Below are 26,608 nucleotides of genomic sequence, written 5' to 3'. Positions count from 1 at the left end.
GGGGGGGGGGGGGGGGGGGGGGGGGGGGGGGGGGGGGGGGGGGGGGCCCCCCCCCCCCCCCGGGGGCCCCCCCCCCCCCCCCCGGGTCGGACACGTCGACCTCGTAATCACGCTAAGCGCGGCCCTCGGGGGTCACTATCCGGCGGGCGAACGCGGTCGTCCCGTTCGCGAACGACCGGTCCTCGGAACGGTCAGGGCACTGGCCGAGACGTGCTTACAATCTCGGCATGTTTCCGGACCGAGGCGAGCTCTTCGCGGCTCACCGCGTCGCGTCGGGCCGCAGCGTCGAGGAGGCGCGGCAGGCGCTGTCGGAGGTCTTCCTGCCCGTCGACTTCCCGTTCGCGCGCCCCTCGGGGACGATCGACATGATCCTCAACGCGCTCGACGTGGGCCGGGTCACCTGCGGCTTCATGCAGTTCCGGGAGGAGGTCTGCATCGAGACCGCCGAGGCGGAGAACTACCACCTCGACATCCCTGTCAACGGCCGGGCGGTCATGAGGGCGGGCGTGGGGCCGCAGATCCACGCCACACCGCGCACAGCGGGCGTCTTCACCCCCGGCAAGCCGGTGCGGCTCGACTGCAGCGAGTGGTTCTCGCAGCTGTCGGTCATGATCCCCCGCGCCGAGCTCCAGCTCGAACTGGAGCGCCTGCTGGGCCGGGAGTCCATCCGCCCGCTGGAGTACACGAGCGAGCTGGACCTGACCGGGCCGGGCGGCCGCATGATGGTGCAGGCCCTGCGGACGATCGACGAGGCCTCCGCTATGGAGGGCGGCCCGCTCGCGCATCCGCTCGTGAAGCTGCGCCTGGAGCAGGTCCTCATCCAGTCGCTGCTGTTCGCCCAGCCCCACAACCACTCGGCCGCGCTGCAGCGCCCCGCCCCCGAGCCGGGCGCGCGCCCCGTCGCGCAGGCGGTGGAGCTGCTGCGCGCCGACCCTGCGCATCCGTGGACGGTGGTCGAGCTGGCGGCACGGGTGTCGGTGAGTGCGCGCAGCCTGCAGCAGGGTTTCCGCCGCTCCCTCGACACCACACCGATGGCCTACCTCCGGACGGTCCGGCTGGAGAAGGTGCGGGAGGACCTCACCCGCGGCGCGCCGGGGACGGACAGCGTGACCGACGCCGCCACGCGGTGGGGGTTCCTCCACCTGGGGAGGTTCGCGGCGGCCTACCGCGCCGCCTTCGGGGAGCACCCGTCGGAGACGCTGCGGTCGGTCGGCGTCCGCGGTCTCTCGGCTGGAGCACCCCGCGGACGCAACCGCCGGTCTTCCCCGTGACCCTTGCTCGACCGGCCGACGAGAGGAGCCGAGAATGCGTCACCGGGCATTCCCACCCGTGATCCTGATCCTCGCCGCGGTTGTCGCGCTGACAGGCTGCGGCGCGTCGGTGCGGCAGCCGCCCGCCGGCGCCCGGTTCGACTATCAGCTGGGCGCCGCCTCCACGCCGCCGGAGGGGGTCACCGTCGTGGAGCGCGACCGTACCGCCGTGCCGGCAGGAGCCGGCTATGACATCTGCTACGTCAACGGGTTCCAGACCCAGCCCGCCGAGTCGGAGGACTTCGCGGCCGAGCATCCCGAGCTTCTGCTGCAGACACCTGACGGACCGCTCGTCGACCCGGGGTGGCCGGACGAGCACCTTTTCGACACTTCGACCGAGGACGATCGGAACGCCCTGGAAAGGATCGTCGGCGCATGGATCCGGGGCTGTGCACGCAGCGGATTCGCGGCCGTCGAGATCGACAACCTCGATTCGTACACCCGCTCGCGCGGCGCCTTGTCCCTGAAGGACAACCTCTCCCTCGCGGCCGAGTACGCCCGGATCGCCCATGATGCTGGCTTGGCCATCGCGCAGAAGAACACGGCCGACCAGGCGCGGCAGCTGAAGGCGCTGGGTTACGACTTCGCAGTGACCGAGTCCTGCTACCTGTACTCCGAATGCGAGGCGTACACCGCCGTCTACCCGGTGGTGATGGACATCGAATACGCCGACGAGCTGGGGATCGACGGCTTCAGCAGCGCATGCACGAACCCGTCGCGGCCGAAGGCCATGATCCTGCGGGATCACTCCCTCGTCGGCCCCGATGACGACGGGTACGTCTACCGCAGTTGCTGACGGATTCCGTCGCGCGCCGTCGCCGGCGTCAGAGCCTGGTGCCTCCCGTTGCGAGGTGGTCGTGCACCATCTTCACGACACTCGCCCCCTCGCCGACCGCCGCGGACATGCGTTTGACCGACCCGCTGCGCACGTCGCCCACGGCGAAGACGCCCGGTACCGACGTCTCGAAGGGCCGCGTGCGCGCATCGACGGCGCCCGGTCGTGGACCGGTGAGAAGGAACCCGCGCTCGTCTCTGTCGACGGCGGGACAGAGCCACCCGGTCGCGGGGACCGCCCCGATGAAGACGAACAGATGGGCGGTGCGGAGCTCCTCGCGTGCGCCGGAGGGCCGGTGCTCGACGACGACGGATTCGAGCCGGGAGCCGCCGGTGGCCTCGACGACGTCGGATCGCGTGTGCACCGTGATCCTGGGGTGGCCCTCGACCTGGACGACCAGGTATCGCGACATGTCGTGACCGAGATCCGCCCCGCGCACGACCAGGTCCACGTGGGACGCTGTTCCGGCGAGGAACACGGCCGCCTGTCCGCCCGAATTGCCGCCGCCCACCACCACGACGGGGTCGGTTCCGCACTCGCGCGCCTCGTTCACCGTGGCCGCATAGTAGACGCTCGTGTACTCGAAGCGATCGAGGTTCTTCGCCGACAGGCGGCGGTACTCCATCCCGGACGCGACGACGACCGCGCGAGGGGAGACCGTCGTTCCGTCCGAGAACCGGGCGGTGAGGACCCCTCCGGCGACGCCGAGATCCTCAGCGGCGGCCGGCGCGAAGACGGTCGCACCGAACTTGACGGCTTGAAGCCGGGCACGCTCGGCGAGCTCCGCACCCGGGATCCCTGCGGGGAATCCGAGGTAGTTCTCGATCCGGGCGGATCGGGCGGCCTGCCCGCCCGTGGCGACGGCGTCGGCGAGGACGACGGACAGCCCGTCGGAGGCGGCGTACACGGTCGCGGCCAGCCCGGCCGGACCCGCGCCGACGACCAGCAGATCGCACGTCGGGCGCGGGCCGGACCTCCGGATGCCGAGCGTCTTCGAGAGCTCCGCGATGGTCGGATGGCGCAGGATCCTCGAGCCGGCGATGATGACGACGGGGAGGTCGGCGACCGCGAGGCTCAACCGTCGCACGATGACCTCCGCCCCCTGGTCGCCCTCCAGTTCGATCAGCCGGTGCGGGATCCGGTTGCTCGCCACGAGGTCGAGCACCCGGCGGGTGTCCGGCGAGAACCGCGAACCGACGATGCGGAGCCCCGCCCCGGAGCCGATCGCCATCGACCGCCGGATGAGATAGGCGCGCAGGATCACGTCGCCGAGCAACGGGTCGCCGGTCACGATCCGCTCCAGGGCCGGTATCGGCACGGCGAGCACCGTGCCGCTCTCGAGCGCGGTGATCGTGGCGAAGGAAGGCTGCCCCTCCAGCAGCCCGATGTCGCCGACGAAGCGGCCGGGTCCGTGGATCTCGATCCGCGCCTCCCCGGCGTCGGGGTCGCCGCCGTCGACGCTGACACGCCCCTCGACGACCGCGAAGAACGAGCCGAGCGGCTCCCCCGCCCGCGCGAGAACCTCGCCGTGCGCGACCCGGCGGGTGCTGCCGTGCTCGCTCAGCACCTGCAGCTGCGCGGGCGTGAGCCGGGGGTACGCCCCGAACGCGTCCGGGGTCTCCGCCGCCGACGGGTCGGGGCGAGCGCCGCTCACCACACGTAGTCCTCGTCGAGGTAGCACCACCGCCAGTCCTCGCCCGGCTCGTGCGAGCGGACGATCGGATGCCCGACGTGCAGGGCGTGCGCCCGCGCGTGCCGCATCGGCGAGGCGTCGCAGCAGCCGACCCTGCCGCAGGTCAGGCACAACCGCAGATGCACCCACGGCGTGCCGAGGGCCAAGCAGTCCTCGCACGCGCCAGGAGTCCGCGGAGCGACGGGGCGGATGAAGGCGACATGGGGATCCCTACGATCGGTCACGGCTCACCCCGTCCCGGTCGCTGTCGCCGCCCGTCCGCTCCTCGTGCCGTCGTCGCGTCATCGCGTGATCGAACCAGCGGCGCAGCACGGCGACGGGTGCCGCCCCCGCCTGGCGGGCGATGACCTCCCCGTGGTCCAGGATCATCAGGGTCGGGACGGCCTGCACCGCGAAGCGGGAGGACAACCGAGGCGCCTGGTCGACATCCACCTTGACGAGCTTCACCTCTCCCGCCCGCTCGGTGGCCAGCTCCTCCAGGACCGGGCTGACCATCCGGCAGGGGCCGCACCAGGCGGCCCACATGTCGACGATCACGGGCGGGTCGGCGTTCTCGGCGATCTCCGCGAACGTGTCGTCGAGGGCGTCGACGATCCACGGAAGGGATCGATGGCAGTTCGCGCAGCGCGGGCGTCCGCTCGCAGCGACGGGGACGCGGTTCCTCCTCCCGCAGTTGGGGCAGCGGATGACCGCGGTGGCGCCGGCGGTGCTCATACCGGGGCCTGCGCTTCGGCGTCGGACACCGCCGGCGACTCGACCGCCTCGACGGCGATGTCGCCGTCCCGCACGTCGATACGCACGGTCGAGCCATCCCGGACCGTTCCCGAGAGCAGCGCCCTGCCCAAGCGCGTCTCGATGTCGTGCGAGATGTATCTGCGCAGCGGCCGCGCACCGTACAGGGGATCGTATCCGCGCTCAGCGATCAGGCGCCGCGCCTCGGGAGTCACCTCGAGCCCGATCTGCCGCTCGGCGAGGCGGCGCGCCAGGTCGCCCATCAGCAAGTCGACGATCGACTCGATCTGCTCCAGGCCGAGCGGTGCGAAGACGATGATGTCGTCGACCCGGTTGAGGAACTCCGGCCGGAACCGGCCGCGCAGTTCGGCCAGCACGAGCTCCTTGACGTCCGGGGAGATCGCCCCGGTGCTGTCCCGGGAGCCGGTCAGCAGGTGTTCCGCCCCGATGTTGGATGTCATGATCACGATGGTGTTGCGGAAGTCGACGGTGCGGCCCTGGCTGTCGGTGATCCTGCCGTCGTCGAGCACCTGGAGCAGCGTGTTGAACACATCCGGATGCGCCTTCTCGATCTCGTCGAAGAGGACGACGCAGTACGGCCGGCGGCGCACGGCCTCGGTGAGCTGACCCCCCTCGTCGTACCCGACGTATCCGGGAGGGGCTCCGACCAGCCTGCTGACGGTGTGGCGCTCCTGATACTCGCTCATGTCGAGCCGGATCATCGCGGACTCGCTGTCGAAGAGCGCGCTGGCCAGGGCTTTCGCGAGCTCCGTCTTGCCGACCCCTGTCGGTCCCAGGAAGATGAAGGAGCCGATCGGCCGCCGGGGGTCGCGGATGCCCGAGCGTGCTCGGATGATGGCCTCGGTGACCAGTCTCACCGCCTCCTCCTGACCGACCACCCGCTCGTGCAGCACCTCGTCGAGCTTCAGCACCTTCGCGCGCTCCCCCTCCTGCAGCCGGGCGACGGGGATGCCCGTCCAGGCCGCGACGATCTCGGCGATCTCCTCGTCAGTCACCACCTCGCGGAGGAGGCGCTGCCGGCCCTGCTTCTCCTGGAGCCGCTGCTCCTCGGCCGAGAGCTGCCGCTCGAGCTCGGCGAGCCTGCCGTAGCGCAGCTCGGCCGCGCGGTTGAGGTCGTACCTGCGCTCGGCGTCCTCGGCCTCGCGACGCACCCGCTCGAGTTCGCTGCGGAGCTGCTGCACCTTGCGGATGGCCTGGCGTTCGGCCTCCCACTGGGCACGTTTTGCGTTCGCCTCCGCCTGCAGGTCGGCCAGTTCGCGCCGCAACTCCTCGAGACGCAGCCGGCTCGGCCTGTCCTGCTCCTTCTCCAGGGCCGCCTCCTCGATCTCGAGGCGCGTCACCCGCCGGGTGAGCTCGTCGAGGTCGGCCGGCATCGAGTCGATCTCGGTGCGCAGCCGGGCGCACGCCTCGTCGACGAGGTCGATGGCCTTGTCCGGCAGGAACCGGTCGGTGATGTACCGGTGCGAGAGCGTCGCGGCCGCCACCAGCGCATTGTCCTGGATGCGCACCCCGTGGAAGACCTCGAGTCGTTCGCGGAGCCCGCGGAGGATCGAGATGGCGTCCTCGACGCTCGGCTCGTCCACCAGGACGGTCTGGAAGCGCCGTTCGAGCGCCGCGTCCTTCTCGATGTGCTGCCGGTACTCGTCCAACGTGGTCGCGCCGATGAGGTGGAGCTCCCCGCGGGCGAGCATCGGCTTCAGCATGTTCCCCGCATCCATCGCGCCCTCGGTCGCACCGGCGCCGACGAGGGTGTGGAGCTCGTCGATGAACAGGAGGATGCGGCCATCGGCGGCCACGACCTCGGCGAGGACGGCCTTCATCCGTTCTTCGAACTCGCCGCGGTATTTGGCGCCCGCGACGAGCGCGGCCAGATCGAGCTGGAAGACCGTCTTGTCGCGGAGCCCTTCTGGGACGTCGGTGTTGACGATCCGCTGCGCCAGCCCCTCCACGATCGCCGTCTTCCCGACACCGGGCTCGCCGATCAGCACCGGGTTGTTCTTCGACTTGCGCGACAGGATCTGGATGACCCGGCGGATCTCGGTGTCGCGCCCGATGACCGGGTCGAGGCGCCCGGCGCGCGCGTCGGCCACCAGGTCGCGGCCGTACTTCTCCAGTGCCTCGTAGGTCTGCTCGGGAGTCGCGGAGTTCACGTGCTGATTGCCGCGGACGGCGGTCAGCGCGTCGAGGAAGCTCTCCCGGTTCACGCCGTTGCCCTGCAGCAGCCGCGCGGCCGCACTGCCGCCGGGATCGTCGGCGAGCGCGAGAAGCAGGTGCTCGACCGAGACGTAGGAGTCCTTGAGGCGGGTCGCCTCCCTCCCGGCACGGTCGAGGGTGGCCGCCAGAGTCTTGGAGAGGAAGACCTGACCGGGCGTCGCCCCGGGCCCGGTCGTCCGCGGTTTGCGCTCGATCGCCTGCTGCACCTCGGCGAGGAGGACGGCCAGATCGGCGCCGGCCGCTTCGAGCAGCCGGGGGATCAGACCGCCTTCCTGCGTGAGCAGCGCGAGCAGGAGGTGCTCGTTCTCGGTCTCGGTCTGACCGTTCCGGCTCGCGATGCTCTGGGCCTCCTGCAGGGCCTCCTGGGACTTCTGGGTCAGCTTGTTCATCTCCATGGCGGAGTCTCCCTTCCGGAGCGGAGGACCGACCGCCGCCCCTCGAGCACGTCGATCCTGGCGAGCAGGTCGATGACGAGTGCGACGGCGGCGTAGTTGAGCGATAGGTCGGCGTGCAGCCGCACGATCCGCCGCACCTGCTCCGGCGCGTCCGGGGTGAACCACAGCCGGCCCGACGTGTCGACGCGGGCGGGGACGAGCCCGAGATCGACGAATCGTCGAACCAGCTCGGGATGCACGCCCGATGCGACCGCGACCATCCCGAGATCCAGACGGGGCGGGATGACCGGAAGCAGGGGGGAGCTCATGACGACGACCTCGGATCGAAGGTGGATACGCGCTTCAACTGCTCGAAGAGCTCGCGCTCGCGGTCGGTGAGCCGGGGCGGGACCACGATCTTCACCCGCGCGAACAGGTCGCCCGGCCGCCCTCCGGGCTGCGGCATCCCCTGGCCCTTCAGCCGCAGCCGCCGGCCGCTCGACGAGCCGGGCGGCACCCGCACGGTGATCGGCCCTCCCGGAGCACGGGTCGAGACGCTCGCCCCGAGGGCGGCCTCCCAGGGGGAGATGGCCAGATCCATCTCGATGTCCTTGCCGTTGAGGCGGAGGCGCCGGTCGGGCTTGACCCGGAGCGTGATGACGAGATCGCCCGCACCGCCGTCCTGCCGTCCTGGCCGTCCTCCGCCGGAGACGCGGATGCGCTGCCCGTCGAGTGCTCCCGCCGGGATCTGGATGTCGAATGTCTGGCGCTCGCCGTCCGGTCCCGAGACGACGACCGTCCGCTGACCGCCGCGGAAGGCCTCGTCGACCGTCAGCTCGAGCTCCGCCTCGGAGTCCATCCCGCGCATGGAGCCGAAGACGTCGCCGAAGAGATCCTCCCAGTCGACCGACGCACCGCCCGGACCCGCTCCCGCCTGCGCACTCGACCAGCTGAACCCCGACGCTCCCGGCCGGGCCCCGGCGCGTCCTCCCCCGCGCGCACCGCCGGCGGGCTGCGAGGCGTACTCGCGATCGGCCGCGGCGTACCGGCGGAACTCCGGTCCGAACCGGTCGTACTGGGCGCGCGATTCGGGGTCGCTCAGCACGTGGTACGCCTCGCTGATCTCCTTGAAGGCGTCCTCCGCACCCGGCTGCTTGTTCACGTCCGGGTGATATCTCCGTGCCAGCGTACGGTAGGCCCGCTGGATCTCCTGGGCGTCGGCCGATCGCGAGACGCCCAGCAACTGGTAGTAGTCGTCCGCCACGGCGTCACTCCCGCGCCGGGGTGACGACGACGCTCGCGGGCCGCAGCAGCCGCTCGGGGGTCCCGAATCCCAGCCGGGCGACCGCCACGACGGTCTGCGGCGGCAGATCGTCGCTCTCGACCACCGACACGACCTCGTGGATGCGCGGATCGAACGGCACACCCACCCCGTCGATGCGCGGGTAGTCGAGGCGCTCGAGGGCGGTGACGGCCTGCTCGCGGATCGACTCCATGCCCTCGCCGAGCGGGTCGTCCACCTGCCTCGCGTAGACGACGGCATCCGTCAGTCCGTCCACGACGGGGAGGAAGACGGACGCGGCGCGAGCGCGCTCCGCGTCGCGGACGATGGCGAGCTCGCGGGCAGTGCGTTTCCGCACGTTGTCGAGGTCCGCGGCCGCGCGCCGCCAGCGATCCTCCAACTCGGCGAGACGGGCGTCCCGTTCGCCCGGAGGCTCGGCGGCGTGCCCGGCCGCCGGCTCGGCGCCCGCGTCGTGCGGGTCGCGGGCGACATGCTCCTCTCCGCCGGCGGCGCTGCGCGCATCCGAGGTGTCCATGTCCCGGCGTCCTTCAGCTCCGGTCGAAGTCGGCGTCGACGACGTCGTCGTCGGTGTCGCCGGTCTCGGGGGCGCTGTCCGACGGGGCGGCTCCCTGGGCCGGGCGGGTGACCGACAAGGCGGCGTCCATCTGCCGGAGCTCGCTCGTCAGCTCGCGCGCCTCCGACGCGGGGACCTCGCGTTCGACGGCCTCCCTCGCCTGGCCGACCAGCATCTCGGCGCGCGACCGCTCGTGCGCCGGCGCGGAGTCGCCATGCTCCGCGAGGGCCCGCTCGACCCGGTAGGCGGCGGCATCCAACTCGTTCCGGGCATCGATGTCCTCGCGCAGTCGCTGGTCCTCGGCACGGTTCTGCTCGGCCTCCCGCACCATCCGATCGATCTCGGCCTGGTCGAGGTTCGTGGTGCCGCTGATGGTGATGCCCTGCTCCGCCCCGGTGTCCTTGTCGCGCGCCGTGACATTGAGGATGCCGTTCGCATCGATGTCGAACGTGACCTCGATCTGCGGCTCGCCCCGCGGGGCCGGCCTGATGCCGGTCAGGGAGAACCGGCCCAGGACGCGGTTGTCAGCGGCGCGCTCGCGCTCGCCCTGGAGCACGACGATCTCGACCGAGTCCTGGTCGTCCTGCGCGGTGGAGAACACTTCGCTCCGGCGCGCCGGGATGGTGGTGTTGCGCTCGATGATCGGCGTCATCACCCCGCCGCGCGTCTCGACGCCCAGCGAGAGCGGGGTCACATCGAGCAGGAGGACGTCGCTGACCTCGCCCTTCAGCACTCCGGCCTGGATGGCCGCGCCGACCGCGACGACCTCGTCCGGGTTCACGGTCATGTTGGGGTCTTTGCCGCCGGTGAGGCGCTTGACGAGATCCTGCACGGCGGGGATCCTGGTCGAGCCGCCGACGAGGATGACCTCGTCGATGTCGTTCGCGGTGACCTTCGCATCCTCCATCGCCTGACGAACCGGGCCGAGGCAGCGCTCGACCAGGTCGGCGGTGATGTTCTCGAAGGTGGCGCGCTTGAGCGTGGTCGTCAGGTGCTTCGGACCGGCTGCGTCCGCCGTGATGAACGGCAGGCTCACCTGGGTCTGGCTCACCGTGCTGAGTTCGACCTTCGCCTTTTCCGCCGCCTCGAACAGTCGCTGCAGGGCTTGGGGGTCGTTGCGGAGGTCGATGCCGTTCTCCTTCTGGAACTCGTCCGCGAGATGGTCGACGATGCGGCGGTCGAAGTCGTCCCCGCCGAGGTGCGTGTCCCCCGCGGTCGAACGCACCTCGACGACGCCGTCGCCGACGTCGAGCAGGCTGACGTCGAAGGTGCCGCCGCCGAGGTCGAAGACCAGGACGGTCTCGTGCTCCCGCTTGTCCAGCCCGTACGCCAGCGCAGCCGCCGTCGGCTCGTTGATGATCCGGAGCACCTCGAGACCGGCGATGCGGCCGGCGTCCTTCGTCGCCGTGCGCTGCGCGTCGTTGAAGTACGCGGGAACGGTGATCACGGCTTCCGTGACCTTCTCACCGAGGAACTTGCCGGCGTCGTCCGCCAGCTTCCGCAGGACGAGGGCGCTGATCTCCTCGGGAGCGTACAGCTTGCCCCGCACGTCGAACCGGGCTTCGCCGTTCGGGCCGGCCACCACATCGAAGCCGACCGCCTTCGCCTCCTCCTCGATCTCGTCGAAGGAGCGGCCGATGAAGCGTTTGGCCGAGGAGATCGTCCCCTTCGGGTTCAGGATCGCCTGACGTCGCGCGAGCTGGCCGACGAGCCTCTCGCCGGTGTCCGTGAAGGCGACGACGGACGGAGTGGTCCTGGCGCCCTCGGCGTTCGGGACGACCCTCGCCTCACCGCCCTCCCAGACCGCGATGACCGAATTGGTGGTGCCGAGATCGATGCCGACTGCCTTAGCCATGGAACGCTCCTCTGTCGTGGTCCGTGTGGTCGATCGCGCGGTCGTCCGCTCGATGCCGGCTCGATGTGGATTGTGCGCCCCCGGGGCTGTTCGCTCCTCGACCGGCCGGGGCGAAAAAAGTGTCAGGACCTTGCACTGTCAGGGCCAGCGGATGTGGGCTAGCGTTTACCGCGATGGACCGGTCGAGCTCTTCGAACTCTGTCGCGCAGCCCGGGCCCGATGCGACGGCACAGGCGGGGCTGTACGACATCTTCAGGGTGGGCTCCGCGATGTTCGAGCGTCCGTCCACCCGGCGGACGTTCCGCCTCGCTGTGGCAGCGGCCGAGAAGATCGCCCGGTGCGTCGTCCATGCCGCATACGTCGCCTCCGACGGGCGCCTCGTCCGCTATTCCGGAGAGAAGGACGGCGGACTCGACCTCCTCGTGGAGGAGAGAATGGGCATCGACGGCGTCCTCGCTGACGATGCGGAGTGGCGCTACGCGCTCTTCTTCCGCGGGACCGGCCTGGTGCGGGGAGCCTTCGTGATCCGGGCGGCGCGGGCCCCGTCGAGCGCGGAGGTGCGCCTCCTCCTCGCGCTCGCGGAGCCGACGGGAGCCGCGCTCGCCGCCGCGGAGCTCATCGACGGCGAACGTCGCCAAGCCCGGGAGCTGCGGCGGCTCGGGGAGGCGCACGAGGCCTCCAACCGGGCGATGGCCGCCGCGATCGTCCGGCTGAACGCGCAGCAGCGCGTCCGCGATGCGATCATCGCCGCGGCCGGGTCCGGAGGCGGCGAGGCACGGATCGTCGAAACGGTGAGCATGGTCACCGGGTACCCGGTGGTGCTCCAGGACTCCTTCGGGAACGAGCTCGCGTTCGCGGGCGCCGTCGATGCTGCGGGGCCTTCCGGGCCGGTCGCGCCCGTCGGCAACCTCTCCGCGGCCGGGCGCCCGGGTTCCGGCTGGCGGTCGGCGCCGATCCGCTCGCGTGGTGAGACGCTCGGGATCATCGGCATCTACGATCCGGACGACAGCCGGAGCGACGACGACCGATTCGCCCTCGAGTACACGAGTGCGACCCTGGCGGTCGAGCTCGCGCACCGCCGCAGCGTCGCAGAGGTCGAGCTCCGGCTCGGTCGCGATCTCGTGGACGACCTCGTCGCGGGTGCAGAGAGCGTCGATGCTCTCGCACGCGCCGAAGCCCTGCACTTCGACCTCGGAGGCCTCCTCCGGGTGGTGCTCGTCGCGTGGGAGTCCCCGACGCCGACCGGCGTCGACGTCAGCGCTGCGGTCCGCTATCAATTGGCGGCCATGCATGTCCCCGCGCTGATCTCACGGCACCCCGAGGCGACGCTCGCCGTCGTCGCAGACGGCCACGATCTCTCGCGGCTCTACGACAGGGTGTCCGCCGCCCTGACCAGCGCGCGGGGCACGATCGGCATCGGCGGACGCTGCGCCGCGCGCGATCTCCCCCGTTCGTTCGCCGAAGCGACGCGGGCGCTGCGCATCCGGACCGGATCCCGGCAGCCGCTCGGGGTCTCGAATCACGACGAGCTCGGCCTCCTCCGCATCCTCGACACGTCGGATGACGGAGTCAGGCTGGAGCGGTACATCGGCGAGTGGCTCGGCGCCCTCATCGAGCACGACGGCCGGCACCGCACCGACCTGGTCCGCACGCTGGCGGTGTACCTGGACACCGGCGGAAACTACGACCGCACGGCGGCCGCGCTCGTCATCCACCGCAGCACGCTGCGCTATCGCCTCCGCCGAATCCGGGAGGTGAGCGGGCTCGACCTCGCCGACCCCGAATCCCGGCTGAACCTGCACATCGCCGTCCGGGCGCGAGCGGCCCTCACCGACAACCTGCGCTGACGGGCGCACCCCACGCCGCTCATGCTCCGTCGCGGGACGGCTCCGTCACGCGCTCGGCGGTCCTACCTCCGAGCCGGAACACGCTCGGCGCCTCGCCGGGCCGGACCACGAAGTACTCGCCGACCGCCACGCGGACCTGCGAGCCATCGAGGTCGCGGACGTCATCGAACACACCGAGCGCCAGCCGCGTCCCCTCCACCGGCGACAGCCCCTCGCGCCGTTCGGGTTCGCGGCAGCACCGAAGCGTCGTCCGCCGATCGAAGAGGATCGCCTCGTCGACGAGCGCGCCGGTCTCGATGCGCGTGATGCGCGCCAGCTCCTCCGCGACGTCGGGCGGGTAGGCGCGCTCCGCTCCGCCGAGGCCGCCATCGGGGGTGAGCAGGATGAAATGCCGGCCTTCGTCGCGGAGGATCTCCGCCACGCTGCGGACCGCCGCCGCGGTGGGCTCGAGTCGGGTGCCTCCCAGCGCCCGCAGCACGGAGACGAACTCGCGGTCCTCCGCTTGCGCGAAAGCGCCGGCGATCATCCGGCCCAGCGACTCGACGTCGGCCTCGCTGCGGGTGAGAACCGCGTCGACGAAATAGCCCCGGGGTACCCGGAAGTTCATTCCGAGGACCGGCTGCGATTCACCGGCGATCTCCGGCCGCTGCATCCACGCGGCGACCTGATGCGCACGTCCTTCCCGCTCGCCGAGCGCCTCCCGGAGGGACGCCGCGAGCGCCGTGATCCGCGCCTCCGACAACGGCTCTCGTGCGAGGCGATCGTCCTCGGCGGCATCCCATTCGCCGAGCTCCTCCTCGAGCCTCTCCTTGAGGTTCCCCTCCGCTGCGCCGGCCGGACGTGTGCCGTCGGGGATCAGCCGGAGCAGTCGCTCGTACTCCGCGGCCGTCTCGAGATCCTCCGCATCCGGCAGGACTCCGGACGTGCAGAGGAGCGCCGTCAGCTGCGCACGATCGAGGAACCCGGGGAGTTCCGAGCCCTCGGTGCGACCGGCCGCGGTGCGCTCGGTCTCCCACTCCTCCCATCGGGTGAACGGTGTTCCGCGATCGATCACATCCCGTGCCGCGAAGATGTCGCGCCAGGATCCGTCCGGGAGCACGATCGCCTCGAGGTCCTTGCCGGCCGGAGAGCGGTGGTCGCCGGTGCCGGCGAGGTACCCGAGCCAGGCGGAGAGGACCAGGAGACCGGCGCGAACGTGGGAGCGGGCCGCGCCATCGTCGCCTTCGAAGAGCCGCTTGAGCTCGTGCGCCGCGATCGAGGCGACCTCCGGTCTCTCGGCGTCGAGCGCGAGCTTCACGAGCTCCACCATCGCCCAGACCCCGCGCGAGCGCAGGACGTCCGGCTCATCCGCGGGGTGGGAGTACACCGCGAGGTCGCGGATGCGGCTGACGATACGGCGCGGCAACGCCGCGAATTCCGGCCCTCCTTCGCGGAGGATGTCCGACCACTGCCTCGTGAAACTGCGGAGGCACTCGTCGACGTACTCGGACGAACCGGTTCCCGGCGCTTCGAGAGCCCTGACCGTGGCCGCGTCGATGAAGACGTTGGCCACCTGCGGCGACAGCACGACGTCCTGTTCGACCTCGCTGATGCTCCGGGTGAGCGCGTCCCCGCGGCTCGACGGCCCCTCCCGCGACAGGTCCTCCTGGTCGCCTCGGCTCACCCACACCCCCCTGACCACGTGCCCGAGCAGCTCCAGCGCCCGTTCCGCCGTCGCCAGCGCCCCGGAACGCAGGTTCGTGCCGACCGCATCCTTGAGCGTGGCGATCTCGTGCTCGGTCTCCTCATAGGGGGTGACCGCGCCCGGCGGCTCCAGCTCGATGCTGGATTGCAGGAGCCGGATGGCGCGGCCACCCGTCGCCGCATCCAGCGGGGCCGGGGTGATGATCCGGAAGGCCGTCTCGCCGAGCCTGGTGCGGTCCCCTGGACGGACGTCCAGCACGACCCTCGGCGCGACGTACTCGTCGGCGCCGGCGCGAGCGTCCGATCCGTGCTGGAGAGCGGGGAGGCCGATCGACGCGATCGCCTGGCGGACGGCCTTGGCTCTGATCGCTCTGACGATGCGCCCCGCCTCGGGGATCGGCACCGCCAACGTCGAGACGGAGGTGGACGAGCGGGCCGCCGCGTCGGATGCCACGAGTTCGTCCAGCCCTGCCGTCGCGTCAGCATACCGGCGGGACATCCGGTCGATCCGACCGGAGAGCGTCTCGACCAGGGACGATCGCACGACCTCGTCGAGCCGGGAGGGCTGGCCGAAGAGCCGGGTCAGCCTCGACGTCGAGACCAGGAGCAGGATGGCGGTGGCGATGAACCAGAGGAACGCGATCGCGACGCCGGTCGCGCTCGGCAGCCAGATGGCCTCGATCGCCATGACCGCGTTCGCCGCCAGGCCCACGCTGACGAACCACCCGGCCCCGATATAGGCCAGCACCCGGCCCCGGGATGCCCCGATCGCGAGGGGAGCCTCAGCGAACAGCTGGGCCGCGATCGCCAGTCCGGCGAACCCGACGGACAGGAAGGTGGTCTGCACCTGCCAGAGGGCGACATCGGATCCTGCGGCCGGGTGCAGCTGCTGACGCACCCAGAGCGGATCGCCGGCGTCATGGACGACGCCGATGAGCACGGCGGTGACGACCACACCGCAGAGGGCGATGACGGCTTCGAGGCGCGTGGCCGCGACCGGGGCCGGGGAACGCCGTTGCATTCCGGACATGACGCGACACTACTCACCCGGGCACCTTCCGGACCGTCCCCCACCCGCGTACGGTGACCGGCGATCGAGGAACCATCCGATCCATGAGGAGGACATCATGGGCATCGACGACAAGTTCGACGCGAAGAGCGACAAGGTGAAGGGCAAGGTCGACGAGGTCATCGGCAAGATCACCGACGACGACTCGCGCGTGGTGAAAGGCAAGGCGGAGCAGGCGGAGGGCAGCATCAAGGACACGGTCGCCGACGTGAAGGCGCACGTGAAGGACAGCGCCGACACGTCCCACGGCGACCGTCGGGACGATACCGACAGGCTCTGAGGCGCTGGCGCTACGGTCGGCGGTCGGGCGCCGCGCGCCGTCCGGCCGCCGCATCGCGCGCGGCCGCCCGTGCCCTGCGGCCCCTGACGGAGACGAACGCGACCGCGGCCAGAGCGAGTGCGACAAGGCCGGCGATGATCACCGTCGCGCTCGTGCCCGCAGCGCTGCCCGGCTGGAGGATCTGCGGCAACTGGCCTTGCTGCGCGCCGACCGACCTCTCGACGGGTTTCGCTGCGACGACGAACGGGAGGCTGTCACGGCTGCGGGTGGTGCCGGTGGCGTCGTCCGTCAGCGTGATCCCGGCTGTGTAGCGGCCGGGCTGCAGAGTGCCCGCGAGGGTGGCCTCCACCGTCGTCGCGTCATGCGCGTAGAACGAGTCCATGGTCACCGACGCGCGGCTGACGATCGTGCCGGTGCTGTCGCGGATGACCACCAGGCCGGCGGGTTTCAGGTTCACGTTGCCGGTGTTGCTGATCCGGACGCTCACGACGGAGCGGGCGCCGACGATCCTGTGGCTCGCGGTGCCGAACGCGAAGGCGGGGTCCGACGGTCCCGGCACACGGATGGACACCGCGATCGCCCGCCGCACGACCTGGTCCAGCGCGACATCCCCGGCGCCGGTGACCGGAACGGCGTTCTCGATCACGAGGGCCGAGATGTACTGGCCTGGTGCGGTGTCCACCGGCACGGTCAGCGTGACGTCGCGGATGGTGGCCTGGCCCGCCGGGAGGTGCAGCACCTCGGGAGGGTATGCCAGCCACGTGGTGGCGCCGGTCGGGGCGCCGCTCTGATCCTCGACCCCGAACCCGCCGTTGACGATGGAGTACACGTCCGCGGCGTACGTGCGGGCCTCGATGGCGTCCGCTCCGTGGTTTCCGAGTTCGACGCGGAGGTTCTGGCTCTGTCCGGGCGTCATCGTCAGGTCGAAGTACGGGCCCGCTTGCCCGACCGGCGTCAGGCTCAACTGCACCGGTTCCTCCCCGCTCGTCGCCGACGCGCCGAGCGCGGGCGGGGCACCGACGGCGACCGCACCGGCCACCGCGAGGAGTGTCAAGGCGAATCGTCCGAGGACACGGTTGCGCACTCGACCCGCTCAGGGTGCGCTGGTGATGGTGGTGGTGAGGGTGCCGGTATACGTGCCGACGCGGCTGTCGGCGGGAACGGTGAGGTTCACATTCACCGGCAGCGTGTACGTGCCCTGCCCGTAGCCGGGGCCGGCGACGAACACGGTGACGGGACCGTCCAGCGACCCGGTGACGCCGCTGGTGATGTTGCCGCTCTGCGGACCGGTCGGGGCGCCGTCGGTCCCCGTGACGTCGATGCTCTGCCCGGCCGTCATCGCGGCCGCACCGACCGAGGTGACCGAGAAGTTGCTCGCCGGGATGTCGGCGCCGCCCGCGGAGCCGCTGTACACCAGATCGCTCACCTGCTCGGTCACGTGCCAGCCGGCGCCGGTGCCGGTCGAGTCGTCGGCGGTGACGGTCATGGATCCCGGACTGTTCTGGTCGGTGTGGGCGGTGGCGATCGAGGCCAGCGTGAGGTCGCTCGCGGAAGCGGTCAGCGACCCGCCGGTGACCGCCTGCGTGACGGTCGAAGCGAGAGCCGCCGGGCCGACCAGCAGCGAGCCGGCGACGAGCGCTGCCAGCGTGACGATCTTGTGGGTTGTCTTCATGGGATCGATGCCTTCGATGAGGGATGGACAGGTCGTGGACGCGGCCCCCGTCTGAGCAACCGGGCGGTCGACCCTTCCCACCCGAAGGGAAGGGCCGACGCCCGTGCCGTCTCGCAGGGGGAGCTTCGACGACGTCTCACGGTATTCGGGGACGACCGCCGCCGACCATCCGCTTGGCGTGAGGATGTGGCCGATTCGCGCAGTCCTCGCCCCGCGGGCAGGCGCTAGAGGGTCCGGTCGATGTGGAGCGTCGACATCGCGTCGCCCAGGTAGCCTCCGAACGCCTCGCTGCGGTCGGAGGCCAGCCATGCCTGGCGGGCAGCGTGCATGCAGGCGAACGCGGCGCCGACGATCGCGGCCGGCCGTGGGTCGGTCGGCAGGTCATCGCGGGAGGTGAGGCGGACGGCGACACGGCCGATGAGCAACTCCTGCACGCGCTGCATCTTCTCCAGGTAGCGGGCGTACAGCTGAGGCGTGCTCCTGACGATCTCCTCCATCGCGTCGTTGCGGGCGCGCTGATGCTCGTCCTGGACGTAGTCGAGCGTGATGTCGAAGACGCGACGGAGGGATTCCCAGACCGGCTCGTCGGTGGGCCTGGCATCCAGAGCCTCGGCCATGCGGTCTGCGAAGAGGTCGTACTTGCCGATGACGAGGTCGTCTTTGGACGGGAAGTACCGGAAGAAGGTGCGCTTGGACATCCCCGCCGCGGCAGCGATCTGGTCGACGGTGGTGTTGTCGTATCCCTGAGCCAGGAACAGATCCTGCGCCACCGTCGTGAGCTCGGTCTGAGCGAGGCGGCGGGTGCGTTCTCTGATCGGAATCGGTGTCGCGTCGCTCATGCGCTCATTATATCCCCAGGATGCGAGTTTGACACTCGGTGTCACGTTGGGCATATAGTCGCACTAGGGCGTCAGAGCGGCGTCCAGCGTGGAGGGAGCATCATGAGCAAAGTCTGGTTCGTCACCGGTTCATCGAAGGGATTCGGCCGCGAGTTCGTTCTCGCCGCACTGGAGCGCGGCGACAGAGTCGCAGCGACCGCTCGCAACACCGATACCCTGAGCGACCTCGTCGAGAAGTACGGCGACGCCGTTCTTCCACTGCAGCTCGACGTGACCGACCGCAGCCAGGTGTCCGCAGCCGTCACGGCCGCGCGCGATACCTTCGGCAGGCTCGACGTCGTGATCAACAACGCCGGGTATGGCCTCTTCGGCACGGTCGAGGAGATCACGGAGCAGCAGCTCCGCGACCAGCTCGAGACCAACCTGTTCGGCGCCTTCCACGTCACCCAGGCGGTGCTCCCGATCATGCGCGAGCAGGGCTCTGGACACATCATCCAGATCTCCACCATCGGCGGCGTCGGGGCGTTCCCCACCCTCGGCGGCTATCACGCATCGAAGTGGGCCCTGGAGGGCATGACCGAGTCCCTGGCGCAGGAGGTCGCCGGCTTCGGCATCGCCGTCACCCTCGTCGAGCCCGGCGGGTTCGACACCGACTGGAACGGCGCGTCCGCCGTCGTCGCCGACGCCCTGCCCCCGTACGAGGCCATCCACGACGCAATGGCCTCGAGGGCCGGCGGTCCCGCGCCGAAGCCCGTCGGGTTCGGTTCCGCCATCCTCAAGGTCGTCGACGCCGAGAAGCCCCCGCTGCGCGTGTTCTTCGGCGAGCAGCCCACCCTTCTCGCCCCTCACATCTACCAGCAGCGTCTCGCCGAATGGGCCGAGTGGGCCGACGTCTCGCGGGAGGCGGAAGGCAAGTAGCTCGGTTCCCCGCCAAGCGCTCCCGGCGGCAGCACGACCCACTCGTTCGGGGCGAGGTCCACCGCCGCCACCGTGACGCGCTCGGCGCCGTGGTTCAGCACCACGGTCGCGTCGTGACGCTCCACGATCTCGACCGTCTCCGGGAGGGTCGGATGCGGGAGGTCGACGCCCGCCTCCGCGAGCAGCCAGACCGCGATGGCTTCGACCCCGGCGGCCGTGGGCAGCGTGGCCAGGTAGTACCCGACTCCCGCGCCGAATCCGTGCGACGTCAGGGCCGGCTCCCCGCGGCGGCGTCCGCCCGTGAAGGTCGCGCGCGGCGTGGCGCCGTGGAGCGCGAGCTGCTCGGCAAGATACCGCCCGGTGAACCGGCCCGGCTGCCCGGCGGCCGGTGCCTGGGATTCGCCCGGCCCGCCGCCGCCCGGCGCGTCCGCGGGGAGCGCGAGGGCTCCGAACTCCAGGCTGGTCGCGCCGAGCACCGGCCGGAGAAGCGTCTGGAAGCCTCCGTCCCGGAAGCCGTTGTTCTCGTCGACGATGTCGGTGTACGGGGTGACGAGGAGGTGCCCGCCGGCCTCGACGAACGAGGTCAGGTTGGCGGCGCCGCTCTCGGTGAGGAGGTACAGCATCGGCGCGACGACGGCCCGGTAGCCGCTCAGGTCGCTTCCCGGGTGGACGAAGTCGACGGGCACGTGCAGCGCATGGAAGGCGTCGTACCACTCGGCGATCAGCGCGTCGTAAGCGACGTCTACCGGCAGGTCTGCGCTCTCCATCGCCCACCAGGCCTGCCAGTCGAACACGATCGCGACGCGCGCGCCGATGCCCGTGTCACCGGTGAGCGACAGCTCGGAGAGGTCCTGGCCCAGCCGCGTGACCTCCTGCCAGACCCGGGTGCCCGTCCCGGCGTGCGGGAGCATCGCGCTGTGGAACTGCTCCGCCCCGCGCGGCGACTGCCTCCACTGGAAGAACAGGGCGCCCGCGGAGCCGCGAGCGATGCCCTGCATGCTCTGCGCGGCCATCTCGCCTGGTCTCTTCGGTGCGTTCGACGGCCGGAACAGCACGGCCTCCGTCGCCTGCTCCATCGTGAGCCACGGCTGCCCGGGGCGCAGCGAGCGCATCAGGTCGTGCGCGAGGGCGGAGGCCCGGTACGCGAACGGTTCGTTCGGGTCCGGATAGACGTCGTTGGAGACGATGTCGACCTCCTTCGCCCAGCTCCAATAGTCCGCGCCAGGGAACGCGCCCATGAAGTTCGTCGTGATCGGTGCGGTGACGCCGTGCCTGCGCAGGATGTCCCGCTCCATGACGTAGAGGTCGAGGAGCGCGTCGCTGCTGAACCGCTTGTAGTCGAGCAGCGCCGACGGGTTGCGGGAGTACGGCGCGACGCGCAGGGGCAGGATCTCGTCGAATCCGCCGACGATCTGCGACCAGAAGGCCGTTCCCCAGGCGCGGTTGAGGGCATCCACGTCGCCGTACGTGTCCGCGAGCCAGCGCCGGAACGCGTCGCGGGCGATGTCGGAGTAGTCCTGTGCCACGTGGCAGCCGTACTCGTTGTTGACGTGCCACATGACGACGGCGGGGTGGTCGGCGTACCGTCCGGCCATCGCTTCGACCAGGTCGGCGGCCAGCCGGCGGTAGCTCGGCGACGTGGGCGCGTAGTGCTGGCGGCTGTTCGGGTAGAGCGTCCGCCCGTGCTCGTCGACCGGCAGGATGTCCGGGTAGGCGGCGACGGCCCATGGCGGCGGCGACGCGGTGGCGGTCGCGAGGTCGACTCCGATACCGGCCGCGTGGAGTTTGTCGAGGACCGTGTCGAGCCACTCCCAGTCGAACCGGCCCTCCGCGGGCTGGATCCGGGACCAGGCGAACACCCCGACGGTGACGAGGGTGACCCGCGCCTCCTTCATGAGCCGGAGATCGTCCTCCCACACGCTGCGCGGGAACTGCTCGGGGTTGTAGTCCCCGCCGAAGTACATCACTGCTCGCCTCCTACCGTGCGACATCGCGCCAGCCGACGTCGATCGCCGTCTGCGACGAATACGTCGCCCCGGGAGGGAGGAGCACCTCGTCCTGGAACCGGGTGAGCGGTTCGAGGGCGATGGTGTCCCAGGCGCCGACACCGCGGCCTCCCCCGGGAGAGAAGTTCCACCAGATGCCCAGATGCGGGTGGGCTTCGAGGTCCACCCGCATCACGACCTCCAGGCCGTCCGGGGCACGCAGGACGACGCGCGGGTCCGTGAGCCGGACGGCGGCGTTCCCGCTCGTCCCGTCGGCGCGGAGGGGGATCGACGACGGGTGCTCGCGCGCAGTGAGCGCGACTCCGTGCACGGTGAGGGAACCGCCGCCGAAGACGTCGCGGCGGAAGCACGGGTGCTCCCCGGGGCTCACCGGGCGGCTCTCCGACCCCCGATTCGTCAGCTCGGACGTGACGAGGACCGCGTCGCCCAGCACCTCGACGCGGCGGCGCAGGGCGAGGGGCTCGGAGGACAGCAGGAGGTCGGCCTCGACGTGCGCCGCGCCCTCCGACCGGACGCGCCACGAGCTCCGGACCCCCTCACCGTGCATGTACGCGGGAGGCCGGGCCGGCCGGTCGGGAAGCCCCGCGTTGGGAGTCATCTCGAACCAGCCGCCTGTGAGGATCGAGTCCAGGTTCTCGACGGACGCCTCGCCGGCCTCGCCGAGGGCGCCGAGACCGGCCGTCATCCCATCGGACTCCGCGTCCGTGGTCCACAGCAGCTCCCGGCCGCCGGCCACGAGGCTCGTGAGGGTCATGCCCCGCTCGGGATCCACCCGGACCCTCAGCGCGTCGCTCGCGAGCGTCACTCCCACGTCGCACGATCCAGCACCTGGAGGATGTGCTCGTACTCGCGGCCGGTCGCCCGCGTCATCCCCAGCTCGCACGTCCGGTTCGAGGACGCGTAGGCGGCGCCGTCCGCGTCGACGGCTTCCTCGGCTTCCCGTCGGGTCGCGGAGGCCGTCAGCTCGGGGTGCAGCATCCCGCGGTCGCCCGCGAAACCGCAGCAGCTCCACCCGTCTGGCACGACGACCGTCTCTGCGGCAGCCGCGCCCACCCGTCGCAGGGCGCCCTCCAGCCCCAGGTGCACGGCGGAGCAGGTCGGGTGCAGCACGACCGAGGCGATCTTGTTCTCGCTCGGGGGCAGCTTCGGGAGGACCTCGGCGTCCACGAAGGCGACGGCGTCGATCACCGCGATACCCGCTTCCCCGGCCGCGTCCAGCAGCACCCGCAGCCCTTCGGTGCAGGACGAGGCGTCGGAGACCACGGGAATCGCTCCGTCGCGGGTCGCCTTGCGGAGGGATTCGCGGACCCGGTCCTTCATCACGGCATAGCCGTCGGTCATCCCCTTGGACTTCCACGGGGTGCCGCAGCACAGCGCCGGGATGTCCTCCGGCGTCGACACCGCCACCCCCGCGCGTTCGCACAGGCGCAGGAAGGACTCCCCCACGCCCGACGCGCCGACCGGGGCGAACATCGTGTTGGTGCAGCTCGGGAAGTAGACGGCGACCGGGTCGTCCGCACGGATCACCTCGCGCCTGCGCCCGCCCCTCGGCAGGTCGGCGGAGTAGGAGGGGACGACATCGGCGCCGAGCACGGCCCGCCCCACGGCCGTGGCCGCCCGGGGAAGCGCCGTCGGCAGCGCATCGGCGACCGTCATGGCGATGCCCCCGACCGCGCTGGCGGTGCCCCAGCCCGTGGCCGCGGCCTTCCACCCCGCCTGCGCGACGGCCCCTGCGCTCTCGGCGCGCAGCCGCCGGACCAGGTCGCCGGTGTTGATCAGCACCGGGCAGGCGGTCTGGCACATGCCGTCGACCGCGCAGGTCTGGACGCCGTCGTACTCGTACTGCTGCTTCAGCTCGCGCGCCAGTCGATCGTCTCCTGCGGCCTCCGCCGCGGCGAGCTCCCGTCTCAGCACGATGCGCTCGCGCGGCGTGAGCGTGAGGTCGCGGCTCGGGCAGACCGGCTCGCAGTAGCCGCACTCGACGCAGCGGTCCACCTCCTCCTCGACGGTCGGCGCGGTCTTCAGGTCACGGATGTGGACGTCCGGATCCTCGTTCAGCAGGACGCCGGGGTTCAGCAGGCCCGCCGGATCGAACAGCCGCTTCACCTCGACCATGACGTCGTAGAGCTCGTCGCCGTACTGGCGTCGCACGAAGGGCGCCATGATGCGGCCGGTGCCGTGCTCGGCCTTCAACGTCCCGCCCTGGGCGAGGACGAGCTCGACCATCTCCTCGGTGAACGCCTCGTAGCGGGCGAGCATGCGCGGGTCGTCGAACCGCTCGTTGAGCATGAAGTGGATGTTGCCGTCCTTCGCGTGCCCGAAGATGACGGAGTCCTCGTAGCCGTGGCGGTCGAACAGCCGCGTGAGCTCCTGGCACGTCTCGTAGAGGCGTTCGACGGGCACGGCGATGTCTTCGAGAAGGGCGGTGGTGCCGGAGGGACGGTTCCCGGCGACCAGCGTGTAGAGACCCTTCCTGAGGTGCCACAGCTGCGCGCGGCGGCCGGCGTCCGAGCTGAGCTCACCGGGCGCGGCGAGGTCCAGACCGTCGAACAGTGCGGTCGTGGCCGCCAGACGGCCGGCCAGCTCCGCGGCCGTCGTCTCCTGATACTCCACCAGCAGGGCCGCGTGGTCGACCACCGTGAGCGCGCGCAGCTCCTCGGTGGCCTCCTGGTCGCGCTGCGCGACCCGGAGGCTGGTCGCATCGAGGAGCTCGATGGTGGCGAAGCCCGCCGCCACGAGCTCGGGGAGCGCCGCGGTGGCGGACGCCAGGTCGGGGAACAGCAGGAGCCCGGTCGCGACGTGCGGCTTGACGGGGATCGTGTCGAACGTCGCCTCGGCGACGAACGCGAGGGTGCCTTCGCTGCCGATCACCAGGTGCTCGAGGATGTCGACCGGCCGATCGTGGTCGAGGAACGAATTGAGCCCGTATCCCATCGTGTTCTTGATCGCGTACAGCGACCGGATGCGCTCGACCGACGCGGGGTTGCCGCGCACCCGGTCGCGCAACCGCTCCAGGCCGGCGACGAGCCCGGGCTCCGCCGCGCGCAGGGTCGCCTCCGCATCCTCGGCACCGGTGTCGAGGATGCTGCCGCTCGGCAGGACGAGCACGGCCGATCGCAGCGTGCGATAGGTGTTGGCCACGATGCCGCAGGCCATGCCGCTGGAGTTGTTCGCGACGACTCCGCCGATCGTGCAGGCGATCTCGCTCGCCGGGTCGGGGCCCAGCTTGCGGGAGTGCCTGGCCAGGCGGGCGTTCACCAGGCGGACCGTCGCACCGGGGCCGGCCGTCACGCGGCGACCGTCGTCGTGCACCTCGATGGAGCGGAAGTGCCGCCGCGTGTCGACCAGGATGCCGGAGGTCCCGGCCTGTCCGCTGAGGCTGGTGCCGCCCGAGCGGAAGGTCATCGGCACGCCCTGCTCGCGGCTCGCCCGGAACAGCCCGGCCACCTGCTCCGCGGACGACGGCGAAGCGACCAGCTGCGGGGTGAGGAGGTAGTGCGACGCGTCATGGGCGGAGGCCAGCCGGTCGGTCGCCCGCGCGGCGACACCGCTGCCGACCGCCTCGATCGCGGCGACGAGCGCCGCATCGACCGGGGCCAGCCGCGGGCGCGTCGAGCCGCCCGCCTCAGTGCGACTCACGGGACACCGTCGATCCGCTCGATCCGACCAGGAAGTCGAGGTCGGCGCCCCGGTCGGCCTGGAGGACGTGGTCGACATAGAGCCGCTCCCACCCGCGGCGAGGGTTCGCGTACCCGTTCGTCGTCGCGTCGTTGGGCACGCGCAGCGCCAGTTCCTCGGCCGGGACGTCGAGGTCGAGGCGCCGATTCCGCACGTCGAGCTCGATCCAGTCGCCGGTCCGCACGATGGCGAGCGGGCCGCCGGCCGCGGCCTCCGGCGTCACGTGCAGGATGACCGTGCCGTACGCGGTCCCCGACATGCGGCCGTCGCAGATGCGGACCATGTCGCGGACCCCCCGCTCCAGCAGCTTCTTCGGCAGCGGCATGTTCGACACCTCCGGCATCCCGGGGTAGCCCTTGGGGCCGCACCCGCGGAGCACCATCACGGAGTTCTCGTCGATGTCCAGCTCCGGGTCGTCGATCCTGGCGTGGAAGTCCTCGATGCTGTCGAACACGACCGCCCTGCCGCGGTGCTTGAGGAGGTGCGGCGACGCCGCGGCCGGCTTGATGATGGCGCCGCCCGGCGCGAGGGAGCCGCGCAGCACGCTGATCCCTGCGGCGGGCTGGAGCGGGTTCGCCCGCGGGGTGATGACGTCCTCGTCCCAGATGCGCGCGTCGTCGAGGTAGTCCACGAGCGGCCGCCCGGTGATCGTCAGCGCCGTCGGATCGAGCAGGTCGCGCACCTCCCGCAGCACGGCGAGGAAGCCTCCTGCGCGCTGGAGGTCGTCCATGAGGTATCGGCCGGCCGGCTGCAGGTTGACGAGGAGCGGCACCTCGGCGCCGATCCGGTCGAAGTCGTCGATGGTCAGCTCGATGCCCAGGCGTCCGGCGATCGCGAGGAGGTGGACGACCGCGTTGGTGGAGCCGCCGATCGCGGCGAGCGCCACGATCGCGTTGTGGAAGCTGGCGGGAGTGAGGAAGCTGCTCGGACGGCGATCGTCGGCGACGAGCTGCACGGCGAGCCGGCCGGTCTCGTGCGCCGCCTCGAGCAGGCGGCTGTCCGGCGCGGGCGTCCCGGCGAGGCCCGGCAGCACGGTGCCGAGCGCCTCGGCGACCAGCGCCATGGTCGACGCCGTCCCCATCGTGTTGCAGTGCCCCTTGCTGCGGATCATCGAGGATTCGGACTTCAGGAACTGCTGCTCGCTGAGGGTGCCGGCACGGACCTCTTCGCTGAGCCGCCAGACGTCCGTGCCGCACCCGAGCACCTCTCCCCGGAAGTGACCGGTGAGCATCGGCCCGCCCGGGACGACCACCGCGGGGAGGTCGACCGAGGCCGCCGCCATCAGCAGCGACGGGATGGTCTTGTCGCAGCCGCCGAGCAGCACGACACCGTCGATGGGATTGGCGCGCAGCATCTCCTCGGTGGCCATCGCGGCCATGTTCCGCCACAGCATCGCGGTGGGGCGCACCTGGGTCTCGCCCAGTGACACCACGGGGAGTTCGAGGGGGATGCCGCCTGCCTCGTAGATCCCGTTCTTCACCGATTGCGCAACCTCGGTCAGGTGCGCGTTGCACGGTGTGAGATCGGAGGCGGTGTTGGCGATGGCGATCTGCGGTCGGTCGTCGAAGTCGTGCGGAACTCCGCGCCGCATCCACGCCCGGTGGATGTAGGAGTTGCGGTCGTCTCCGGAGTACCACTCCGAACTGCGAAGAGTCGACGCCATTGTTCCAACTTTCGGAATTGTGATCTGTATAGTGAAACTGTTGCTAGCATAGGCGATCGACGA

21 protein-coding genes are annotated in these 26,608 nt (G+C 71.1%); 5 read left to right on the top strand and 16 right to left on the bottom strand.

The genetic code is table 11. The features are described from left to right. Positions 1–227 precede the first annotated feature (227 nt). Positions 228–1,271: an AraC family transcriptional regulator gene (locus tag ACR9ZG_RS00315; RefSeq protein ID WP_481282820.1), complete on the top strand. Its 1,044-nt coding sequence runs from the start codon at positions 228–230 to the stop codon at positions 1,269–1,271. Positions 1,272–1,329: 58 nt separating this feature from the next. Next, entirely contained in the window at positions 1,330–2,106 is a 777-nt protein-coding gene (locus tag ACR9ZG_RS00310; protein ID WP_481282819.1) for an endo alpha-1,4 polygalactosaminidase, read from the top strand. A gap of 28 nt (positions 2,107–2,134) precedes the next feature. Here ACR9ZG_RS00310 and ACR9ZG_RS00305 read toward each other — a convergent pair whose 3' ends face one another. From ACR9ZG_RS00305 to dnaK, 8 genes are read right to left on the bottom strand one after another with little or no spacing between them, the layout of a single operon-like run. Then, positions 2,135–3,799, bottom strand: coding sequence for an FAD-dependent oxidoreductase (locus tag ACR9ZG_RS00305; protein WP_481282818.1), 1,665 nt, complete (start codon positions 3,797–3,799; stop codon positions 2,135–2,137). Beyond that, positions 3,796–4,062: a UBP-type zinc finger domain-containing protein gene (locus ACR9ZG_RS00300; RefSeq protein WP_481282817.1), complete on the bottom strand. Its 267-nt coding sequence runs from the start codon at positions 4,060–4,062 to the stop codon at positions 3,796–3,798. The genes ACR9ZG_RS00305 and ACR9ZG_RS00300 overlap by 4 nt, the downstream gene beginning before the upstream one ends. Then, positions 4,049–4,552, bottom strand: a complete 504-nt coding sequence (gene trxA / locus ACR9ZG_RS00295) for a thioredoxin (RefSeq protein ID WP_481282816.1) — start codon at positions 4,550–4,552, stop codon at positions 4,049–4,051. Before trxA ends, ACR9ZG_RS00300 begins: the two co-directional genes overlap by 14 nt. Next, positions 4,549–7,200 carry an ATP-dependent chaperone ClpB gene (gene clpB / locus ACR9ZG_RS00290; RefSeq protein WP_481282815.1) on the bottom strand — a complete coding sequence of 884 codons (2,652 nt, stop codon included), beginning with the start codon at positions 7,198–7,200 and terminating at the stop codon, positions 4,549–4,551. Before clpB ends, trxA begins: the two co-directional genes overlap by 4 nt. Continuing rightward, positions 7,191–7,508, bottom strand: a complete 318-nt coding sequence (locus ACR9ZG_RS00285; protein ID WP_481282814.1) for a chaperone modulator CbpM — start codon at positions 7,506–7,508, stop codon at positions 7,191–7,193. The genes clpB and ACR9ZG_RS00285 overlap by 10 nt, the downstream gene beginning before the upstream one ends. Next, the gene (locus tag ACR9ZG_RS00280) at positions 7,505–8,443 is read right to left on the bottom strand and encodes a DnaJ C-terminal domain-containing protein (protein WP_481282813.1); all 939 of its coding nucleotides are present in this window, start codon (positions 8,441–8,443) and stop codon (positions 7,505–7,507) included. Before ACR9ZG_RS00280 ends, ACR9ZG_RS00285 begins: the two co-directional genes overlap by 4 nt. 4 nt (positions 8,444–8,447) lie before the next feature. Beyond that, positions 8,448–8,996, bottom strand: a complete 549-nt coding sequence (locus ACR9ZG_RS00275; RefSeq protein WP_481282812.1) for a nucleotide exchange factor GrpE — start codon at positions 8,994–8,996, stop codon at positions 8,448–8,450. A gap of 13 nt (positions 8,997–9,009) precedes the next feature. Then, on the bottom strand, positions 9,010–10,890 hold the full coding sequence (gene dnaK / locus ACR9ZG_RS00270) for a molecular chaperone DnaK (RefSeq protein ID WP_481282811.1): 1,881 nt from the start codon (positions 10,888–10,890) through the stop codon (positions 9,010–9,012). 173 nt (positions 10,891–11,063) lie between these two features. Between dnaK and ACR9ZG_RS00265 the strand changes: the two genes are divergently transcribed. Beyond that, positions 11,064–12,737, top strand: a complete 1,674-nt coding sequence (locus ACR9ZG_RS00265; protein ID WP_481282810.1) for a PucR family transcriptional regulator — start codon at positions 11,064–11,066, stop codon at positions 12,735–12,737. A 19-nt stretch (positions 12,738–12,756) separates the two neighbouring features. Here the strand turns inward: ACR9ZG_RS00265 and ACR9ZG_RS00260 are convergent, their stop codons facing one another. After that, positions 12,757–15,450 (bottom strand): hypothetical protein, encoded by a 2,694-nt coding sequence (locus ACR9ZG_RS00260; RefSeq protein ID WP_481282809.1) that lies wholly within the window; start codon positions 15,448–15,450, stop codon positions 12,757–12,759. A 97-nt stretch (positions 15,451–15,547) separates the two neighbouring features. On the opposite strand from ACR9ZG_RS00260, the gene ACR9ZG_RS00255 reads away from it, so the two are divergent. Then, on the top strand, positions 15,548–15,769 hold the full coding sequence (locus ACR9ZG_RS00255; protein WP_481282808.1) for a CsbD family protein: 222 nt from the start codon (positions 15,548–15,550) through the stop codon (positions 15,767–15,769). Positions 15,770–15,779: 10 nt separating this feature from the next. Here the strand turns inward: ACR9ZG_RS00255 and ACR9ZG_RS00250 are convergent, their stop codons facing one another. The 3 genes from ACR9ZG_RS00250 to ACR9ZG_RS00240 all read right to left on the bottom strand — a co-directional run bounded on the left by ACR9ZG_RS00250 (position 15,780) and on the right by ACR9ZG_RS00240 (position 18,280). Beyond that, positions 15,780–16,823, bottom strand: coding sequence for a WxL protein peptidoglycan domain-containing protein (locus ACR9ZG_RS00250; protein WP_481282807.1), 1,044 nt, complete (start codon positions 16,821–16,823; stop codon positions 15,780–15,782). 39 nt (positions 16,824–16,862) lie between these two features. Beyond that, entirely contained in the window at positions 16,863–17,441 is a 579-nt protein-coding gene (locus ACR9ZG_RS00245) for a hypothetical protein (RefSeq protein ID WP_481282806.1), read from the bottom strand. Positions 17,442–17,665: 224 nt separating this feature from the next. After that, positions 17,666–18,280: a TetR family transcriptional regulator gene (locus tag ACR9ZG_RS00240; RefSeq protein ID WP_481282805.1), complete on the bottom strand. Its 615-nt coding sequence runs from the start codon at positions 18,278–18,280 to the stop codon at positions 17,666–17,668. 102 nt (positions 18,281–18,382) lie between these two features. Between ACR9ZG_RS00240 and ACR9ZG_RS00235 the strand changes: the two genes are divergently transcribed. Next, complete coding sequence (locus ACR9ZG_RS00235) at positions 18,383–19,198, top strand: SDR family oxidoreductase (RefSeq protein ID WP_481282804.1); 816 nt, start codon at positions 18,383–18,385, stop codon at positions 19,196–19,198. Here ACR9ZG_RS00235 and ACR9ZG_RS00230 read toward each other — a convergent pair. Genes ACR9ZG_RS00230 through ACR9ZG_RS00215 form a run of 4 tightly spaced genes read right to left on the bottom strand, consistent with a single transcriptional unit; the run spans position 19,132 to position 26,545 of the window. After that, complete coding sequence (locus ACR9ZG_RS00230) at positions 19,132–21,162, bottom strand: beta-galactosidase (RefSeq protein ID WP_481282823.1); 2,031 nt, start codon at positions 21,160–21,162, stop codon at positions 19,132–19,134. The genes ACR9ZG_RS00235 and ACR9ZG_RS00230 overlap by 67 nt on opposite strands. A 13-nt stretch (positions 21,163–21,175) precedes the next feature. Next, complete coding sequence (locus tag ACR9ZG_RS00225; protein ID WP_481282803.1) at positions 21,176–21,958, bottom strand: hypothetical protein; 783 nt, start codon at positions 21,956–21,958, stop codon at positions 21,176–21,178. Between the two features lie 47 nt (positions 21,959–22,005). Next, positions 22,006–24,921 (bottom strand): FAD-binding and (Fe-S)-binding domain-containing protein, encoded by a 2,916-nt coding sequence (locus ACR9ZG_RS00220; protein WP_481282802.1) that lies wholly within the window; start codon positions 24,919–24,921, stop codon positions 22,006–22,008. Further along, complete coding sequence (locus ACR9ZG_RS00215) at positions 24,830–26,545, bottom strand: IlvD/Edd family dehydratase (protein ID WP_481282801.1); 1,716 nt, start codon at positions 26,543–26,545, stop codon at positions 24,830–24,832. Before ACR9ZG_RS00215 ends, ACR9ZG_RS00220 begins: the two co-directional genes overlap by 92 nt. Positions 26,546–26,608 lie beyond the last annotated feature (63 nt).

The sequence above is a fragment of the Leifsonia sp. KNZ12-8B genome (genome assembly GCF_056755495.1).
This window is presented reverse-complemented; position numbering and strand designations above follow the sequence as displayed.